Origin of the sequence: Halorubellus litoreus (assembly GCF_037081675.1) — an archaeon.
Lineage (GTDB): Archaea > Halobacteriota > Halobacteria > Halobacteriales > Natrialbaceae > Halorubellus > Halorubellus litoreus.
This window is the reverse complement of sequence record NZ_JAZAQL010000002.1, coordinates 698,986-714,957: the sequence shown is the minus strand read 5'-3', so window position 1 is coordinate 714,957 and position 15,972 is coordinate 698,986. Positions and strand designations below refer to the sequence as shown.

The following is a 15,972-nucleotide window of genomic DNA, read 5'->3' as shown; positions in this document are numbered from 1 at the left end:
CCTCGTTCACACGACCTTCGAGCTTCGGCCTATCGATTCCACACTATCGCTCGACGAAGGCGAGACGTTACTGACGCCGTTGCCCGTCGGGAACGATTGCGCACCCGACCAGACCCCACGAGGGAGATGCCAAGAAGATAGAAGGACCCACCCACGAGCGTGTCGATAACGACGACTGGCGCCAGTGGATGGAGTGAAAAGAGAACACGAATCACAGATGGCGGGAGAACCGTGAGATATCGATGCTGCCCGAACCATCGGTATTGGGTGTCGCCACTACGTCCAGGCAGGACCCTGATAGAGACCGTCTCCGTTGCTCCAGGACCGACGCTCACAGACGTCGGTTCGATACGAATTCGATCGCTTTTCGGTTCGAGTATCGTCGTCGTTCCGAGGAGCCCGTTGTTCGAGACCTCCAGTGAGACGCGTTCCGCCGAATCGCTTCGCACGTCAATCTTCTGCGTCCCGGAGGCCATGAGCATCGGTGCACTCGTCGATGCAACGAGAAACAGCGCCATCAGCGCTAGGGGGTATCGAGCGTCAGCCCCCACCGATCGACCAACATCCCGTCCGGACCTTCGTTCAGATGACTGACGTCGGCCGTAGACCAGCATCGCGCCATACACACAGAGACAGAGGATCGTCGTGAGATAGACGAGGCCCGTGGTCCCGAGGAATGCCCGCGTTCCAATTGCAGCCGATGTATGTCGTTGAATCGACCCAATGACGCCCTTCGTCGTCGTCACGAAGTCACCCAACGATGGAATCACCAGGACGCGACCGTTCACTGCCAGTGCTTTCGCAACTATCCGTTGGTCCGTCACTGTGGGTTCGTCGCTCCCCCGTTGGTCCGTGAACGGATTCGCGTCTCCTTTCGTGATATACCCCGCTTCCGTTCTTTCGATTACGCGATGAGTCACGAGGCCGCCGCCATGGATGACTTCCGCCCGAAACACGATGACATCACCAGGTGAGACAGGACCAGCGATGGACGCGGGAATCGATATAAACCCGTCGTTGGGTTCCAGCGTCGGTGCCATGCTTTCGGTCTCGACGTACGCAAGTCCGACCGGCTGTCCGAGGAACAGACCGGCGAGGAGCCCCACCAAGAGCACGATAACCAAGAGTTCAACAAACAGTGAGAAGACCGATTTGAGGCTCATACTATCCGTGGACGGTTGGGACGAATATCGTAATGAACCGAATACAGTAAGGGGTGACGTTGATTGAAAAAAGAATTGGTTGTAAGCGCTGACTAGACGTTTCGCTTCTCGATGTGCATCGTGAACTCGTCGTCCTCGTCCCAGGGCAGGCTGTCTCCAGCGGTGAGGCCGGAGTCGATGAGGTCGACACAGACGCCGACGGGAAGCTGCGCTTCGCCTCCCCAATCCATCTGTCGGGCGTTACTCTTTCCAACCAGGCTGGTGGCGTCGGGATCCTGACTGTCGACGTAGAAGTTCAGCCTGCTGGGCACGTCCTCGAACCAGAGGAAGTAGCCGTGGCTGGAGTTCCCCGACGGGTTCTGATTCTCCACGAAAAACACGACGTCGAAGTAATTGCGAGAGTCGGGGTTGAGACCCGCGCCGCCAGAGCCGATGTCTCCGAAGTACACCTGCATCTCGCCCGTGCTCGGATTGAAACGAACGTGTTCTTCGTTTCCAGCGTTCGAGCTCGGACGGACCTCGATGTACGCGCTGTTCGGACCGTCAGCAGCAACTCTGCCTTTCACGCCACGTTCCATCGTAGAGTCCGTAATCGCTCCAGTGCCCATCACAGCGCTTGCACCGGCAGCGAGCGATCCTAAGCCGACAACGAATTTTCTGCGTTCCATAGTTCGATGTGCTGTTTGTTGCGCACTCCCCGACTCGCCGGCTGGAGACGCCGTTCCATCGCGGAGTGCGTACCTCGATAGTGAACCGGGTCCAGTATTGGAATATACAGCCCGCAAAAGCGATGGAGAATGCCATCTGCCAGTGCAATTCCCGCTGTACGACTCACATAGAGGGACAGCAATTCGGCGAACGTCGTTTACGAGCGAACGTAATCGCGGTAACGGTGGTTTTCGACTCTCCCGGATATGTGAACGGATTGGTGAGCCACTGGATAGCTTCTGACAACAGGTCGGAGACGGGAGATGGCCAACAGCGGAGCGGCACCAAGAGAGCCATCGGATAAACTGGTTCTCGGTAGGATTGCGGAACTTACTCACCATTCCGCATATTCTGCGAATAACAAATTGCACGCCTTGCGTGGCTTTCGCTGCTATGAGGGGGCAGCAGTCCTTGTCTGACGTACCGTATCGAGGGGGAAGTACGCCGGTCGTGGATCGAGGACGATGAGCGAAGCACGGTCGCCGTCCGCCACCGGGGGAACGGCGGACGCCGACGAGCCCGCGAACGCCTCGTTCTCGCGCGATGCGGTCCTGGAGATGCTCAGCAATCAGCGTCGGCGGTTCGTCATTCACGCGCTGAAGCGAACTGATGGTCCGATGTCGGTGAGCGACCTGGCGGAGCGCGTCGCGAGCTGGGAGTACGACAAGCCCGTCGAGCAACTCGATCATCGGGAGCGAAAGCGCGTGCGGAACGCGCTCCGCCAGTTCCATCTGTCGAAGATGGCGGATTACGGGTTCATCGACTTCGACGCTCGACGCGGCACGGTGTCGCTCTCGGAGGAGGCCGAGCGCGCGAACTTCTACGTCGATTCACTCACGGGCGGTGACGTCCCGTGGGGCGTGTACTACCTCGGGTTCTCCGCGATTGCGCTCCTCGCAGTCGCGGGGACGTCGATGGGCGTTCCGCCGTTCTCGTGGGTGTCGCCGGGTGCGTGCGGGTTGTTCCTCGCGGTGGCGCTCCTCGTGTCGGCCGTCGGGCACTGCTACGACAACTACTATCGGATGCGCCTCGGTGCGAGAGAGAAACCGGCGGAGGTGCGCGAGCCGTGAGCCGCCGTGGGTGGCTTGTCCTCGCGGCGGCGGCCGTCGTCGTTGCCACGACAGCGGGTACAGGCGCGTTCTCCGCGGTCAGCGCCGAGCGCGGCATCCAGATCGCTGTCGTCGACGACGACCGTGCGTACCTCGGCGTCGCAGTGACCGCGAACGTCTCCGGGAACGACACGACCGCTCGCATCACGGTGACGAACCAGTTCCCGCAAGGCACCACGCTCAGCGCCGTCACCGCGACGGTCGACGGCGAGACGGTCTCGCTCACGCCCGGGAGCACGACCCTCGACGGCGGCGACTCGACCACCGGCACCGTCGCGAACGTCACCTGCGGCGACACCGTCACCATCCGCGCGAGCGGCGACGGCGTCCGCGTCGAACTCGAACGCGAGATCGTCTGTGAGTGACGACTGGACACGAGCAGTCACGAGCGACAGACCGGACACCGCTGCCCGTCCACCACCGCGTTCGTCGCTGTCGCTCGGCGCGTGATGGTCGGAGGAACGACGGCGGGACTGGGATTCGAACCGAAATCAGACGTGCTCGCTCACGGTCGGTCGCTGCGCGCGACTGATAGGATTCGAATCCAGTCGTCGTACACTCGTCGAACGCGACTCGTCGCTACCGCTCCTCGTGTGCGTTCGACGAGATGCGGTGGGACTGGGATTCGAACCCAGGAGGCATGACGCCACCTGCTTTCAAGGCAGGCGCAATGGGCCGCTCTGCCATCCCACCTCGGTCAGTGCTTCTGGGAGAACGCCATTATGCCTGTCGGTTAGGGGTGGTTCGGTCGCGCGCTCACTCGCGGACGAGTTCGGCGCCGTCGCCCCGGTCGCGGACGGCGAGGCCGAGGTCGTCGACGACCCGCGCGGTGCGTTGCGGGACGACGCGGTCGGCGTGCTGGCGGGCGCGAATCTGAGCGACGGTCGCGCGGAGCCCGGGGACGGTGTCGAGCCGGGGGTACGTGGGTGCGAAGCCGACGTCGTTGCCGGCGTCGACGCCGCGCTGGGCGAGCGTCTCGACGGCGGGCGTGGTGTACGCGCCGTCGAAGTCGACGGGCTCGCCGAACGCTGCGCCCCAGACGGCACCGTCGGTGCTCGGGCCGAGCACGATCTCCGAGCGCCGGAGCTTCATACTCGTGGAGTCGACGTCCTTCCGGCCGAGGAGCGGCGCGACGGCGTCGGTCGCGAGCACGCTCGAGACGTCCGGGTCCTCGCGGAGCAGGTGCGTGACGGTGTTCCCCACGCGGCCGTCGAACGTGGAGCCGACCTGGACCTCGAACCGGACGTCCTCGGCGTCGAAGTCGAGGACGTCGCTCGCGAGCGCTCGAATCTCGGCTTCGGCGGGCGTGTCCGTGACGTGCTCGTCGGGGAGGGTGTCGTCGCCGCGGTAGTTCACGAGCAGTTTCGCGCCCGAGTCGTCGACGGCGGCGAGCGTGTCCTTGAGACTCGCCTCGTAGAGGTCCGCGGCCTCGGTCGCGTCGAGCGGGCCGTCGTCGACGAGCGAGTCCAGGACGAGTCCGGGGCGTGGCGGGTCCGCGAGCACGGCGACGAGAGTCATAGCACACGGTCGGGTCGCGCCGTCCTTCAACCCGCCGTTTTATGTCCGCGCTGGGGGAACTCCCGGGCATGAATCGACTTCGACTCCTCGGGTTCCTCGGGTCGCTCCTCGTCGCACTCGGCGGCGTGGGGTCGCTCGCCGCGTTCGGCCTCCGCGTGGGCGAGTTCCGTCCCGTCTCCACGGGCGCCGTCGTCGCGCTCGTCGCACTGCTCGCCGTCGGCGTCGTCGCGCTCGGCTGGACCGGCGCGCGAACGAAGACGACACGGTACTGGTAGCAGCTCCCGTCGACAAGTCAGAACCCATCGCAGCACTCTGGACGGACGTTCTCGAGGGACGTTGGGTAGCTGATTAAGACACAGCCACGACGTCGCCTTCCGTTGACGTCAAATAAACCGTCCCATTTGCGACAGCAGGAGCAGAGTGATTGACGTTCCCGCCGGACCACTGCCATCGCTCCGAGCCAGTATTCTTGTCAATACCCACGACTCCGCGATCGGTCGGGACGTATACGATCTCTCCGACGAGGGAGATCGACCGGGCAGTCGTCACGGGTGCGGTCTGGAACTCCCATGCGGTCTCTCCGCTCCGTCGGTTGATTCGTACCACCGTCCCACCCATATCCATCGCGTAAACCGATTTCTCGTCGACGGCCGGAGACGCACGAACAGGTCTTTGCAACTGTGTCGTCCACGTCCGTCCCGTGTTCCGAGTGTCGAATGCGTGCACGACGCCGTTCATACCGCCGCAGTAGACGACACCGTCCACGACGGTAGGCGGACACGTGACGTTCCCCTCGGTCCTTGCGATGCGATTCCGCTCGACACGTCGACTATCGACCGAAACCAGCGTCCCGTCAACCGTGCCGACGTAGAGTTCGCCGTCGGAGAGCGCAGGTGTGGATATCGGTGATGGAAAATCGAGCTCCCACTCCTTGTCTCCGGCTTCGAGATCGATGGCGACCAGTCGTCCTCTCGTCTGGTCGCCGGACTGGACGTCTACGGGTACATAACAGACTCCGTCGTTCACCGTCGGTGCCTCCGTCACCGCTCGAGTCTCTCCAGAGTCGACAGCAAAAGCGAGACTGCCGTCGTCTCTGGAGAGAACTGAGAGGAATCCATCGCCTCGACCTGCGACAACGATGCCATCTCCGCTGGCAACGGGTTCGACGAGTCGTCGAGCATCGACTTCGGTCTTCCATGCGACCTCGCCAGTCGCTTCATCGACAGCGAGCACCTGGCCATCTTCGGTACCAGCGAACACCATACCGTCTTCGACGACCGCACCCGCGTCGAAGGGCCGACCACTGGTGACACGCCATCTCGTCGTCGGCACTTCCGAGATGCCGCTGTTCGCTCTTCTCCCGGTGTTGTTCACGTCTGCGGCGAGTATCGGCCAGTCATCACCGACGTTGACGTAGTCGGCGTCTGGCGCGTCTGTACCGCGTTGCCCGGGGAACATCGAGACACATCCAGCCGTAGTCGAAACCGAGAGGCCAGCCAGACACCCGAGGACTCGTCTTCGAATCATAGTGGGAGAGGGTGTTGTTAGCGTGCTTTCAGAACGTGCGCTTCATCGTGCCTGTGGGGTACCAAGTGAACAGTCCAGAGGGAATCTCGCTGTCCTTCTCTAGTTTTCGATCGCTTCGGAGTCGGACCGTCGCATTCAGCGCGATGTTCTCGTACCGGGGACTCGAATCGCCGAGGTCCCAGCGCACGCGGTACTCTCCTTCGTTCCCTTGAATCGTGGTGATGGGTTGATTCCTCCCGTACGACTTGTACACGGTATCGGTCGTTCCGTACCCGACGTCGCCGAATTCGATCTTACTCCCGATGCGATATTTCTTCTCTCTGACGGGGACCGTCGATTTCGGCTTGTAATGGGTGACCGCGAAGTCGTTGTCGATGACGTTGATACCGTTCTCCATGCTGTTGGGTTTGGCGGTCCACCACCATGGGCCCGAATTCGGCTTCGAATTCGAGTTGAGCCAGAACCAATAGTGGTACTGCCCCTCTGGTGCGTCGACGCTTCTAAAGAGCGTCGCGTCGCACTGGACGTCTCCAAGATGGGTGCCGTCGTCCAGAACGATGTCGAGGTTCGTATTCCAGGCGTCGACGTAGACCGTATTGGCCCCACCGGGCGTCGAAGAGGTCGATGGCCCATCTTCGTAGAACGGATTTACCCGTTTCGCTGCTTCCAGACCATCTTCGGACCGGACCTTCTCAACGTAATTCCGATACTCTCGTTCTGACATCCCCTCGACTTCACCGAGGTCGAGTTTTTTCGAACCGGTCCCGATCTGATCGGGGGATTCACGACGATCATCATCCGGTTTAGCTCCCGAGGAGACACCAGAGAAACCCACCAAACCGACACTCAATGCAGCTTTCAACGCGTTCCGCCGTGTCTTTTTACCAGACATCAACAGAACGATTTGTCCACCAAGGTTCAATCCTTACTATCTGATATTTCCGAAGTGGTTAGAACGCATGTTCGCAGAAAGGAAGCACATTCCAACCTCAGACTTTAGTTAGAAAGTCAGATACCTTCTTTCTTTATACACGGTATGTATTCGATGTATTTACCGCTCGCGTCGTCCTTTCGTCTGTCGATAATCGGACGCCATGAGTTCGGCGAAGAACTCGACGAAGGATTGCTCGTCGTCGTCGGTCATCGCCGCCGGGGATTTCATCGGTGCGAGTTCGAACCCGCGGCCGCGGATGCTCGTCGCGTGGTGATCGTCGACGCCCAGCTCGCTCGCCGCGGTCGTGGTGTACTCTTCGGCGATCTCGGCGAGCGCGCGTTCGCCGACGGGGACGAGTATCTCGGGGTTGATCATGCGGAGTTCGGCGTTCAGGTACGGCTCGCAGTTCCCGACCTCCTCGTCGGTCGGGTCGCGCTCGGGGTGGTGACAGCGCGCGATGGAGGTGACGTACGCGTTCGAGAGGTCGGGTTCGTTCTTGGGGCTGGCGCTCGCACAGAGCATGCAGCGTTCGAGGATGCGCCGGAAGCGGTCGCCGCCGGCGTCGTGGAACGCCGGGATGCCTGACTGGTCGGCGCCCGCGCCGGGGGCGTCGACGACGAACAGGAAGTCCGCGCCGACGTCGCCGTAGCCGTGCACGACGTGCTCGCGCGTCTCGCAGAGCGCGGGACAGTTCCGGCAGTCGTCGTCCATCCCGAACGGGTTCGAGGTCTCCAGCTGGTTCGCGTCCACGCTCCATCGGTGGGCGCGCCCGCTGTTAAGTCGCTTGGGTCGCCACAGCGCGAGCGTCGCCACCGGCACGCCCTCGACAATGTTGTTGGATTGATTTCAATAAATCGTGCCGTTCCGTGAGTTGATTTTAAGGTCTCCCCCTTTGACGTGCGACACGAATGCACGGGATCGTGATGAAGACCCTGAAGGACTTCGTCGTCGAGGAGTACGACGCGGCGACGTGGCGCGCCATCCAGGAGGAGGCGGGGCTCGGCGGGAAGCTCTACGTGCCGGTCTCCGAGTACGACGACGCGGAGGCGCTCGCGCTCGTCGGCGCGGCGTCGGAGCTCTCCGGCGAGGACGAGGCGGACCTGCTGTACGCGTTCGGCCGGTACATCGTGGAGCCGCTCGTGGAGACGTACGGCGTGCACGTCGAGCGCGACTGGTCGGGCCTGGACCTGCTCGCGAACGTCGAGACGTACATCCACGAGGCGCTGCGCGCGAAGCGACTGTCGGAGTTCACGCCGCCAGCGCTGCAGGCCAAGCGCCTCGAGGACGACCTCGCTGTCGTCCGGTACGGCTCGGACCGCCAGCTCTGCATGCTCGGGGAGGGCATCATCGACGGCGTCGGCGCGTACTACGGCGAGTCCTACGACATCACGCACGAGACGTGCCAGCTGGACGGCGACGCGCACTGCGACCTCGTCGTCCGTCGCGTCCAAGTCGACGCGGTGGCGCACTGACCGCCAGCCAGCGTTCGCTGGCGAGACCGCGGTCGTCGCTGTCGTCGCTGTCGTCGCTGTCGTCGCTGTCGTCGCTGTCGTCGCTGTCGTCGAGAAGACGGCGGCTCGTCGCGTGCGAGTGACGCGGGTGGGTCAGCGGCCGAGGCCGCCACGTTCCTTGACTTCGAGGATGAACTTCACGTTCTGCATGACCTCCTCGGGGGAGGTGTCCTCGTCGGGGTCGTAGATGTCGCTCGTGCGGTAGAGGACGTTCGCGAGCTGCTCGGACTCGCTGGTGTCGCCGCGGACGTCGTCGGCGACCTCGCGGAGGAGTGCAGCGCGCTCGGGGTCGGACTCGAAGTCGTCGTCGTCGGACTCGGTGTCGACGTCGGGGTCCTGGCCGGCCGTCGAATCGGCGTCGCGGTCGGGGTCCCGGTCGGGCGCGTCGTCGGTCATCTCACTGACTGGGCGGGTTGCGCGTGGTGTGTTCGCGGCGGCGGACGATGCCGGTGTTGTTCGCGACGTTCCGCGCTATCTCGCGGAACGCTTCGCCGGTCGCGGAGTCCTCGTCGAGGACGATGGGTGCGCCTTCGTCGCCGCCGGTCCTGACGTCGGGGTCCAGGGGGACCGACCCGAGGAACGGCATGTCGTGGACGTCCGCGAACTGCTGGCCGCCGCCTTCGCCGAAGATGGCGTGCTCGCCGCCGCAGTCCGGGCACTTGAACGTCCCCATGTTCTCGGCGATACCGAGGACGTTCGTGTCGTGTTTCCCGAACATCTCGAGGCCCTTGCGGGCGTCGTCGAGCGCGACGTCCTGCGGGGTGGTGACGATGACCGCGCCGGTGACGGGGACGGTCTGGAGGAGCGTGAGTTGGGTGTCGCCGGTTCCTGGGGGGAGGTCGACGATCATGTAGTCGAGGTGCCCCCATTCGACGTCCTCCCAGAGTTGCGTGAGGACCTTGTGGACCATCGGGCCGCGCCAGATGACGGGGTCGTCCTCGCCGACGAGGAACGCCATGGACATGAGCTTCATCCCGTACTTCTCGGGCGGGACGAGCGTCTCGTCGCGCGTCGCGCCCGGCGGTTCGTCGGCGTCGACCATCCGCGGGACGTTCGGCCCGTAGACGTCGGCGTCGAAGAGGCCGACGCGAGCGCCCATGGCGCTGAGGCCGGCGGCGATGTTGACCGCCATCGTGGACTTCCCGACGCCGCCTTTCCCGGAGGCGACGGCGATGACGTTCTCGACGTTCGCGAGGACGTCGTCGTCCGCGGCGAGGCCGGTGTCGACGTTCGCGGTGAGGTTCACCTCGCGGTCGACGCTCCCGATGGCGTCGCGGACGGCGTCCGCGATGCCCGTCTCGGTCGGCGAGTACGGTGCGCCGAGCGCCAGGTCGACGTTGATGCTGTCGTCCGTCACCTCGATGCTGTTCACGAGGCCGAGGGAGACGATGTCGTCGCCGAGGTCCGGGTCCGTGACGTTCCGGAGCGCGTCGCGGATGGCGTCTGCGTCCATGCGCGTTCGTCGGGGCGAACGAGCGAAAAGGGTTGTGTTACGCGGACTCGCGGTCCCCTCGGCGCGTCCGGTCGAGGGGTGCGCGAGTGCGACCCGGCTAAAATATATTTTAGCTAACATATTTCCTCGGGTGGCCCCAGGTCCCTGCCATGCTCGACCGAACGACCGAGCGATTGGAGCGCAGGACGACGTTCGACCTCGAAGCGACCGGCGACCCCGTCGAGGGCGAGCCGCTGAAGACCGGGACGACGACGGTGGCGGTGACCGCCGGCGACGCGGTGGTCGTCGCGGCCGACCAGCGCGCGAGCCTCGGCGGCCGATTCGTCGCGAACAAGGACGTGCGGAAGGTCCAGCCCGTCGCCGACACCGCGGCGCTCGCGATGTCCGGCACCGTCGGCCCCGTCCAGGACCTCGTCCGCACCCTCGAAGCGGAGGCGAACCTGTACGCGGCCCGCCGGGGCGAACCCCTCTCCGTGTCGGGACTGGCGTCGGTCGCCGGGAACCTCGTCCGCGGACTCCCCGCGCAGTTGCTCCTCGGCGGCGTCGACGCCGGCGGCGCGCACGTCTTCGAACTCGACGGCGGCGGCGGGGTCATCCCCGCGACCTACGGCGCTGCCGGGAGCGGCATGCAGGTCGCGTACGGCGTCCTCGAAGGCCGCGCCGACGCCGTCGAGGATCCAGAGCGCGGCCGCGAGCTCGCGCTGTCGGCGGTGGCGGCGGCGAGCCAGCGCGACACCGCGAGCGGGAACGGCGCGCACGTCGCCACCGTGACGAGCGAGGGCGTGGACGTCGACGCGCTCTCGCTCGACGAGGTGGCGGCAGCGTCGGCTCCCGAGGCCGACGCCTTCGGGGGTGACGCGGCATGAACGGGAGCGACCGGCAAGCGTACGACCGCGGGGTCTCCGTGTTCTCGCCGGACGGCCGCCTCTACCAGGTGGAGTACGCTCGCGAGGCGGTGCGGAACGGGACCGCAGTGGTCGGCGTCCGCGGCGCCGACGGCGTGGTGCTCGCAGCGGACGCGCGGACGCCCTCGCCGCTGCTCGTGGACGGGAGCGTCGAGAAGCTCCACGACGTCGACGGCCGCCTCGGTGCAGCGACTGCCGGTCACGTCGCGGACGGCCGCCGCGTCGTCGACTTCGCCCGTCGGCGCGCACAGACCGAACGCCTCCGGTACGACCAGCCCGTGGGCGTGGAGCCGCTCGCGACCGCGGTCGCGGACCACGTCCAGGAGGCGACGCAGGCCGGCGGCACGCGCCCGTTCGGCGCGGGCCTGCTCGTCGCCGGGGTCGACGGAAACGCCCGCGCCGCAGGTACCGGGGAGCGCCCGCGGTTGTTCGAGGTGGACCCGTCGGGGTCGCCGAGCGAGTGGCACGCGACCGCCATCGGCGGCGGCGCGGACGCGGCGCGAGAGCACCTGGAGCGCGAGTACGACCCCGACGTCGGCCCCCTCGGTGCGCGGAACCTGGCGCTCGGGGCGCTCGCGGCGACGATAGACGCGGACGGGTTCGCGCCATCCGACGTCGCGGTCGCCGTCGCGGACGCCGACGGCTACCGGTCGCTCGACGCTGGCGAACGAGCGAGTGCGCTCGACGAGGCAGGCGTCAGAGCGTCGTAGGACAGTGAAAGCGAGGTCGCGGGCGCCCGCTCAGGCGGGCGTGCCGTCGTCCGCCGGGGCGTCGTCGGTGGCGTCAGCGTCCTCGGCGTCGGCGGTGATGGCGCCGTCGTCCGCGGCGGCGTCCGCAGCGCTCGCCCCGGCGGCGTCGAGGCGGTCGGTGTCGACGACGGTCAGGTCGCGGCCGACGTACGCCGCGAGGACGTCTCGCGGCCCGCCGTCGGGGTCGTCGTCGGTGGGATCTCGGAGGGTGGCGCGCACGCACCACGGGTCGGTCGAGAGGACGCGTTCGCGCCAGTCGACGCCGACCGTCCAGAGCGCGCGCTCGCGGACGTCGACGCCGTGGTCGTGGTACGCGGCGACGACCGCGGGATGGTCCAGGAGCGCGAGCGACACCGGGCAGGCGAGCGTCGCGGTGCAGGCCTCGCACGCGAACCGCGCACGGACACCCAGGGGCTCGTCGGTGTCCGCGTCCGCACTCGTGTCCGTGCCGGCGACCCCATTGCGGTCGTCCTCGTCGACGGGTTCGACGTGACCGGTCGCGGAGCCGCCACAGTCGGGGCAGACGCCGTCGGCGAACGACGCGATGCGTCGACGATGATGGCGGTCGACCGCGTCGGGCACGCGCTCCGGGTCCCGCGTCGCGTACCCGCTGGGTGGGAACGGGAGCGCGAGCACGTCGCGCTCGCAGGCGTCGCAGCCGACGCGGGTGACGTTGTCCGCGACGGTCGCGTGCAGGCCTTCTGGGTCGCCGCAGATGGGACAGTCGTCGTCGAGCGCGACCGGCTCGGTATCGACGCTCGCGGTGTACGTGCCGGCAGCGACGGCGCGAGCGACGCGTCGCCCGGCGTCGGTCAGCTCGTAGCGGTCCGGCTCGTCCGCGTCGGCCGTCGACCCTTGGTCGCTCGCCGCGTCGTCGCCGTCCGCTGCCGCGTCGCTCGCAGGGACCTTCCGGACGAACGCGTCCGTGAGCTGGCGGAGGTGGTACGCGAACCCGGCGGTGGTGTCGACGTCGGTCGCCTCGTCGACGTCGGTCCCGGGTCCGGGGTCGCGCGAACCGTCGCCCGTCGGTACGTCGTCGCTCATGGGCGCATCGTGGGCGGTGTCGGATTTACGTCTGGCGCCCGCGGCGACCTCGAGTCTCACGGACCGGGAACGACGAGGCACCGTTATTGTGCCACGGTACCAAATAGCACGTATGGCCGGGAAGCAAGCCACTCCGATGGACGCGCTCGACATCGCATCGTTCCTCGACGACCACGGCACGGGCGTCCTCGCGCTCGCGAAGGACAGCGACGCGTACGCCATCCCCGTCTCGTACACGTTCGACGAGGACGACGAAGCGATCTACTTCCGGATGGGGTTCGCGCCCGGGAGCCAGAAACAGAAGTACCTCGACGACACCGACCACCTGTCGTTCGTCGTGTACGCCGACACGGACGACGGCTGGAAGAGCGTCGTCGTCGAAGGGACCGCCGAGACCCTCGGCACCGATTCGCTCGACGCCGCCATCGTCGAGGCGATGCAGGGACTGGACATCCCGTACTATCAGGTGCACGAACGGCCGGCGACCGACGTCCAGTTCCGAATCGTCCGCGTCCAACCAACTCGTATGAGCGGTATCGTCGAAGGGGAATCCCAGCGCAAGCGGACGCCCGCTGGGAACGTCGAAGACGGGAGTCGCTGACCGATTGGAGGTCGTCGACCGCCGACTGCAGTGACGGCGCGCCCGCCGCGTACCGATGGCTTTTACGCCGGGCGAGTCGACGCTTCGCGTATGGCAGACGACGAGGATTACCGGACGGAACGGGACAGTCTCGGCGAGATGCAGGTACCGGCGGACGCGTACTGGGGTGCCCAGACCCAGCGCGCGGTCGAGAACTTCCCCATCTCGGGTATCTCGTTCGGTCGGCGGTTCGTTCGCGCGCTCGGCGTCGTGAAGAAGGCGTCGGCGCAGGCGAACCGCGACCTCGGGCTGCTCGACGAGGAGACCGCGGCGGTCATCGTGGAGGCCGCGGACGAGGTCATCGCGGGCGAGCACGACGACCAGTTCCCCGTGGACGTCTTCCAGACGGGGTCGGGGACGTCCTCGAACATGAACGCGAACGAGGTCATCGCGAACCGCGCCGCGGAACTGAAGGGCGCGGAGATCGGTGACCGCGTCGTTCACCCGAACGACCACGTCAACTACGGCCAGTCGAGCAACGACGTCATCCCGACGGCGATGCACGTCGCGAGCCTCGAAGCCGTCGAGAAGGACCTCATCCCGGCGCTGGACACGCTCCGCGACGCGCTCGACTCGAAGGCCGACGAGTTCGACGACGTCGTGAAGACGGGTCGTACGCACCTCCAGGACGCGACCCCAATCCGGCTCGGCCAGGAGTTCGACGGGTATCGGACGCAGGTCGAGAAGGGCCTCGTGCGCGTGGACAACGTCCGCGAGCACCTCGCGGAGCTCGCGCTCGGCGGGACCGCGGTCGGCACCGGCCTGAACACGCACCCGGACTTCCCGGGACTCGCGGCCGAATACATCACGAAGGAGACGGGCGTCCAGTTCCGCGAGGCGGACTCGCACTTCGAGGCGCAGGCCGCGCACGACGCGATGAGCGAAGCGCACGGCGCGCTCCGCACCGTCGCTGGCTCGCTGAACAAGATCGCGAACGACCTCCGGCTGCTCGCGTCCGGCCCGCGGAACGGGCTCGGCGAGCTGGAGCAACCGGAGAACCAGCCCGGGTCGTCGATCATGCCCGGGAAGATCAACCCGGTGGTCGCCGAAGCAGTGAATCAGGTCCACAAGCAGGTCGTCGGGAACGACGCCGCCGTCTCCGCGGGCGCTGCGGAGGGCCAGATCGACCTGAACCTCTACAAGCCGGTGCTCGCGCACAACTTCCTGCAGTCCGCGGAGATGCTGTCGAACGCGAGCGAGGTGTTCGCGCGCCGGTTCGTCGCGAAGCTCGAGGCGAACGAGGAGCACTGCGCGGAGCAGGTCGAGCAGTCGATGGCGCTCGCGACCGCGCTCAATCCCGCCATCGGGTACGACAAGGCGAGCGAGGTCGCGAAGACCGCGCTGAAGGAGGGGAAGACGGTGAAGGAGGTCGTCCTGGAGAAGGGCTACCTGAGCGAGGAGGAGGCCGAGGACGTCCTGGACCCGGTCGCGATGACCGAGCGCGTCATCCTCGGCGACGACTGACCAGCGGGGCGCGTGGGCGATACTCGCCCGCGTAGAAAGCTTTATATTCCAGTATCGTCGCCGCGCTGCGGGCCAAACCCGCAAGACGGCGGAGACTTACGATTCGTAACCGAACGCCGCCGTGGACCCGAACAATCCACGGGTGTTATTACGTGCGAGTGAGATAATCCAGCCATGCACACCTGTCGTGACTGCAACGAGAGCTTCGCCACAGAACTCGCGCTCGAACTCCACCGAGACACGTGCGAGCAGGCGGACCTCTTCTGTGACGTATGCGGGAAGCGATTCCGAGAGTCCGCGGCGACGCGAGACGGCTGGCACTATACGTGCCCGACCGAGGACTGCGAGGGACAGGGCATGGGCGACCAGATAAAACGCATCGAGGACATCCGCGCCGCGACCCAGTAAGCGAACTACCGAACGACCAGCGACGCGGTCCGGACGACGGTGCTCGTCAGCGACCGATTCCGGGCCGGTAACGGGTCGCGAACGACGGCGAACGACGCGTTATTCGCGGTCCTGCGAGGCCGCGACTCGGCGGCGGCGACGAGGGTACCCGGCGGTCGACACGACGGTAAGATGCGTCGTGCGAACGGGACCACGTGGCAGTCACGACACTCCACCGAGGTTTTCTGTCCCAGTTACGCTCCGCCACTGAGAGGATTCCTCGCGGTCACGACGCGGGCGCGTCGTCGCCGAGGTCGGTCGTGCGTGCCGCGGGCCCGACCGACGACCGTTCTTCTCCGTCGCAGTCCTCACCAGCGGACGTGACAGCAGATTCGTCCCTCGTCGACCCGCGCGCACCACGATTCGGGCAGGCACTCACGGCGACCCTGGTAGCGACGGCGCTCGTGCTCGTCGACCCCGTCCCCGTCGTCGTCCTCGCGCTCGTCCTGGGTGCTGCGGTCGTCTCGCGGTGGCGCGTCGACGCCTGGGCCGCCGTCTGGCGGACCGTCGCCGTCCCGATAGTGGGACCGCCGACCGAACGCGAGCCAGCCGCGCCCCATCGGTTCGCGAAGCTCGTCGGCGCGGCGTTCACGGGCGTCGCGACGCCGCTCGTCCTCGTCGGCGGCCCCATCGCGACCGTGGGGTACGCGCTCGTCGCGGTCGTCGCCGTGCTCGCCGCGCTCGGCGCCACCACCGGGTTCTGTCTCGGATGTCGGCTCTACGAGCAGGTCGGGTTCTTCCGGCGGGCTGGAGTCGTCTGAATCGAATCGACTCTGCGAGCATCCGGCGGCCGAATCGAC

General features: G+C 66.2%; 19 protein-coding genes and 1 tRNA gene. 10 read left to right on the top strand and 10 right to left on the bottom strand.

Features of this window, described 5'->3' with window-relative positions; all coding sequences use genetic code 11:
- Positions 1-29: 29 nt before the first annotated feature.
- Positions 30-1,163, bottom strand: coding sequence for a signal peptidase I (locus tag VYJ16_RS10815; protein ID WP_336350315.1), 1,134 nt, complete (start codon positions 1,161-1,163; stop codon positions 30-32).
- Between the two features lie 92 nt (positions 1,164-1,255).
- Entirely contained in the window at positions 1,256-1,831 is a 576-nt protein-coding gene (locus tag VYJ16_RS10810; RefSeq protein WP_336350314.1) for a hypothetical protein, read from the bottom strand.
- Between the two features lie 504 nt (positions 1,832-2,335).
- On the opposite strand from VYJ16_RS10810, the gene VYJ16_RS10805 reads away from it, so the two are divergent.
- Together VYJ16_RS10805 and VYJ16_RS10800 are read left to right on the top strand one after the other, a co-directional pair.
- Positions 2,336-2,941, top strand: a complete 606-nt coding sequence (locus tag VYJ16_RS10805; protein ID WP_336350313.1) for a DUF7344 domain-containing protein — start codon at positions 2,336-2,338, stop codon at positions 2,939-2,941.
- A complete protein-coding gene (locus VYJ16_RS10800; protein ID WP_336350312.1) occupies positions 2,938-3,345 on the top strand; it encodes a hypothetical protein in 408 nt (135 codons plus the stop codon). Before VYJ16_RS10805 ends, VYJ16_RS10800 begins: the two co-directional genes overlap by 4 nt.
- 245 nt (positions 3,346-3,590) lie before the next feature.
- Here VYJ16_RS10800 and VYJ16_RS10795 read toward each other — a convergent pair.
- Positions 3,591-3,673: transfer RNA gene (locus tag VYJ16_RS10795), tRNA-Ser, on the bottom strand.
- 63 nt (positions 3,674-3,736) lie between these two features.
- Positions 3,737-4,498, bottom strand: coding sequence for a hypothetical protein (locus tag VYJ16_RS10790; RefSeq protein ID WP_336350311.1), 762 nt, complete (start codon positions 4,496-4,498; stop codon positions 3,737-3,739).
- Positions 4,499-4,566: 68 nt separating this feature from the next.
- On the opposite strand from VYJ16_RS10790, the gene VYJ16_RS10785 reads away from it, so the two are divergent.
- Positions 4,567-4,773, top strand: a complete 207-nt coding sequence (locus VYJ16_RS10785) for a hypothetical protein (RefSeq protein ID WP_336350310.1) — start codon at positions 4,567-4,569, stop codon at positions 4,771-4,773.
- Positions 4,774-4,846: 73 nt separating this feature from the next.
- Here VYJ16_RS10785 and VYJ16_RS10780 read toward each other — a convergent pair whose 3' ends face one another.
- The 3 genes from VYJ16_RS10780 to VYJ16_RS10770 form a co-directional block, all read right to left on the bottom strand.
- The gene (locus VYJ16_RS10780) at positions 4,847-5,956 is read right to left on the bottom strand and encodes an outer membrane protein assembly factor BamB family protein (protein ID WP_336350309.1); all 1,110 of its coding nucleotides are present in this window, start codon (positions 5,954-5,956) and stop codon (positions 4,847-4,849) included.
- A 97-nt stretch (positions 5,957-6,053) separates the two neighbouring features.
- Entirely contained in the window at positions 6,054-6,917 is an 864-nt protein-coding gene (locus tag VYJ16_RS10775) for a hypothetical protein (protein WP_336350308.1), read from the bottom strand.
- 159 nt (positions 6,918-7,076) lie between these two features.
- Entirely contained in the window at positions 7,077-7,709 is a 633-nt protein-coding gene (locus VYJ16_RS10770) for a uracil-DNA glycosylase (RefSeq protein ID WP_336350307.1), read from the bottom strand.
- A gap of 158 nt (positions 7,710-7,867) precedes the next feature.
- On the opposite strand from VYJ16_RS10770, the gene VYJ16_RS10765 reads away from it, so the two are divergent.
- Positions 7,868-8,431, top strand: coding sequence for a heme NO-binding domain-containing protein (locus VYJ16_RS10765; protein WP_336350306.1), 564 nt, complete (start codon positions 7,868-7,870; stop codon positions 8,429-8,431).
- Positions 8,432-8,563: 132 nt separating this feature from the next.
- Here VYJ16_RS10765 and VYJ16_RS10760 read toward each other — a convergent pair whose 3' ends face one another.
- The gene (locus VYJ16_RS10760; protein ID WP_336350305.1) at positions 8,564-8,866 is read right to left on the bottom strand and encodes a DUF7976 family protein; all 303 of its coding nucleotides are present in this window, start codon (positions 8,864-8,866) and stop codon (positions 8,564-8,566) included.
- A 1-nt stretch (position 8,867) separates the two neighbouring features.
- Entirely contained in the window at positions 8,868-9,923 is a 1,056-nt protein-coding gene (locus tag VYJ16_RS10755) for an Mrp/NBP35 family ATP-binding protein (RefSeq protein WP_336350304.1), read from the bottom strand.
- 149 nt (positions 9,924-10,072) lie between these two features.
- Between VYJ16_RS10755 and VYJ16_RS10750 the strand changes: the two genes are divergently transcribed.
- The gene (locus VYJ16_RS10750; RefSeq protein ID WP_336350303.1) at positions 10,073-10,789 is read left to right on the top strand and encodes an Ntn hydrolase family protein; all 717 of its coding nucleotides are present in this window, start codon (positions 10,073-10,075) and stop codon (positions 10,787-10,789) included.
- Positions 10,786-11,538, top strand: coding sequence for an archaeal proteasome endopeptidase complex subunit alpha (locus VYJ16_RS10745; RefSeq protein ID WP_336350302.1), 753 nt, complete (start codon positions 10,786-10,788; stop codon positions 11,536-11,538). The genes VYJ16_RS10750 and VYJ16_RS10745 overlap by 4 nt, the downstream gene beginning before the upstream one ends.
- A gap of 30 nt (positions 11,539-11,568) precedes the next feature.
- On the opposite strand, the gene VYJ16_RS10740 is transcribed toward VYJ16_RS10745, so the two are convergent.
- Positions 11,569-12,621 carry a DUF7351 domain-containing protein gene (locus tag VYJ16_RS10740; RefSeq protein WP_336350301.1) on the bottom strand — a complete coding sequence of 351 codons (1,053 nt, stop codon included), beginning with the start codon at positions 12,619-12,621 and terminating at the stop codon, positions 11,569-11,571.
- Between the two features lie 112 nt (positions 12,622-12,733).
- On the opposite strand from VYJ16_RS10740, the gene VYJ16_RS10735 reads away from it, so the two are divergent.
- From VYJ16_RS10735 to VYJ16_RS10720, 4 genes are all read left to right on the top strand, one after another.
- Entirely contained in the window at positions 12,734-13,222 is a 489-nt protein-coding gene (locus VYJ16_RS10735) for a pyridoxamine 5'-phosphate oxidase family protein (RefSeq protein WP_336350300.1), read from the top strand.
- A gap of 90 nt (positions 13,223-13,312) precedes the next feature.
- Positions 13,313-14,725, top strand: a complete 1,413-nt coding sequence (locus VYJ16_RS10730; protein WP_336350299.1) for a class II fumarate hydratase — start codon at positions 13,313-13,315, stop codon at positions 14,723-14,725.
- Positions 14,726-14,899: 174 nt separating this feature from the next.
- Complete coding sequence (locus tag VYJ16_RS10725) at positions 14,900-15,133, top strand: transcriptional regulator (protein ID WP_336350298.1); 234 nt, start codon at positions 14,900-14,902, stop codon at positions 15,131-15,133.
- 359 nt (positions 15,134-15,492) lie between these two features.
- On the top strand, positions 15,493-15,933 hold the full coding sequence (locus VYJ16_RS10720) for a DUF4395 domain-containing protein (protein ID WP_336350297.1): 441 nt from the start codon (positions 15,493-15,495) through the stop codon (positions 15,931-15,933).
- Positions 15,934-15,972 lie beyond the last annotated feature (39 nt).

What these genes read in the sequence shown, in the direction of transcription:
- VYJ16_RS10815 (WP_336350315.1), bottom strand. Translation starts at nt 1,163, where the DNA reads ATGAGCCTCAAATCGGTCTTCTCACTGTTTGTTGAACTCTTGGTTATC.
- VYJ16_RS10755 (WP_336350304.1), bottom strand. Translation starts at nt 9,923, where the DNA reads ATGGACGCAGACGCCATCCGCGACGCGCTCCGGAACGTCACGGACCCG.
- VYJ16_RS10765 (WP_336350306.1), top strand. Translation starts at nt 7,868, where the DNA reads ATGCACGGGATCGTGATGAAGACCCTGAAGGACTTCGTCGTCGAGGAG.
- VYJ16_RS10725 (WP_336350298.1), top strand. Translation starts at nt 14,900, where the DNA reads ATGCACACCTGTCGTGACTGCAACGAGAGCTTCGCCACAGAACTCGCG.
- VYJ16_RS10805 (WP_336350313.1), top strand. Translation starts at nt 2,336, where the DNA reads ATGAGCGAAGCACGGTCGCCGTCCGCCACCGGGGGAACGGCGGACGCC.
- VYJ16_RS10790 (WP_336350311.1), bottom strand. Translation starts at nt 4,498, where the DNA reads ATGACTCTCGTCGCCGTGCTCGCGGACCCGCCACGCCCCGGACTCGTC.
- VYJ16_RS10730 (WP_336350299.1), top strand. Translation starts at nt 13,313, where the DNA reads ATGGCAGACGACGAGGATTACCGGACGGAACGGGACAGTCTCGGCGAG.
- VYJ16_RS10780 (WP_336350309.1), bottom strand. Translation starts at nt 5,956, where the DNA reads ATGTTCCCCGGGCAACGCGGTACAGACGCGCCAGACGCCGACTACGTC.
- VYJ16_RS10735 (WP_336350300.1), top strand. Translation starts at nt 12,734, where the DNA reads ATGGCCGGGAAGCAAGCCACTCCGATGGACGCGCTCGACATCGCATCG.
- VYJ16_RS10740 (WP_336350301.1), bottom strand. Translation starts at nt 12,621, where the DNA reads ATGAGCGACGACGTACCGACGGGCGACGGTTCGCGCGACCCCGGACCC.
- VYJ16_RS10775 (WP_336350308.1), bottom strand. Translation starts at nt 6,917, where the DNA reads ATGTCTGGTAAAAAGACACGGCGGAACGCGTTGAAAGCTGCATTGAGT.
- VYJ16_RS10745 (WP_336350302.1), top strand. Translation starts at nt 10,786, where the DNA reads ATGAACGGGAGCGACCGGCAAGCGTACGACCGCGGGGTCTCCGTGTTC.
- VYJ16_RS10810 (WP_336350314.1), bottom strand. Translation starts at nt 1,831, where the DNA reads ATGGAACGCAGAAAATTCGTTGTCGGCTTAGGATCGCTCGCTGCCGGT.
- VYJ16_RS10785 (WP_336350310.1), top strand. Translation starts at nt 4,567, where the DNA reads ATGAATCGACTTCGACTCCTCGGGTTCCTCGGGTCGCTCCTCGTCGCA.
- VYJ16_RS10760 (WP_336350305.1), bottom strand. Translation starts at nt 8,866, where the DNA reads ATGACCGACGACGCGCCCGACCGGGACCCCGACCGCGACGCCGATTCG.
- VYJ16_RS10750 (WP_336350303.1), top strand. Translation starts at nt 10,073, where the DNA reads ATGCTCGACCGAACGACCGAGCGATTGGAGCGCAGGACGACGTTCGAC.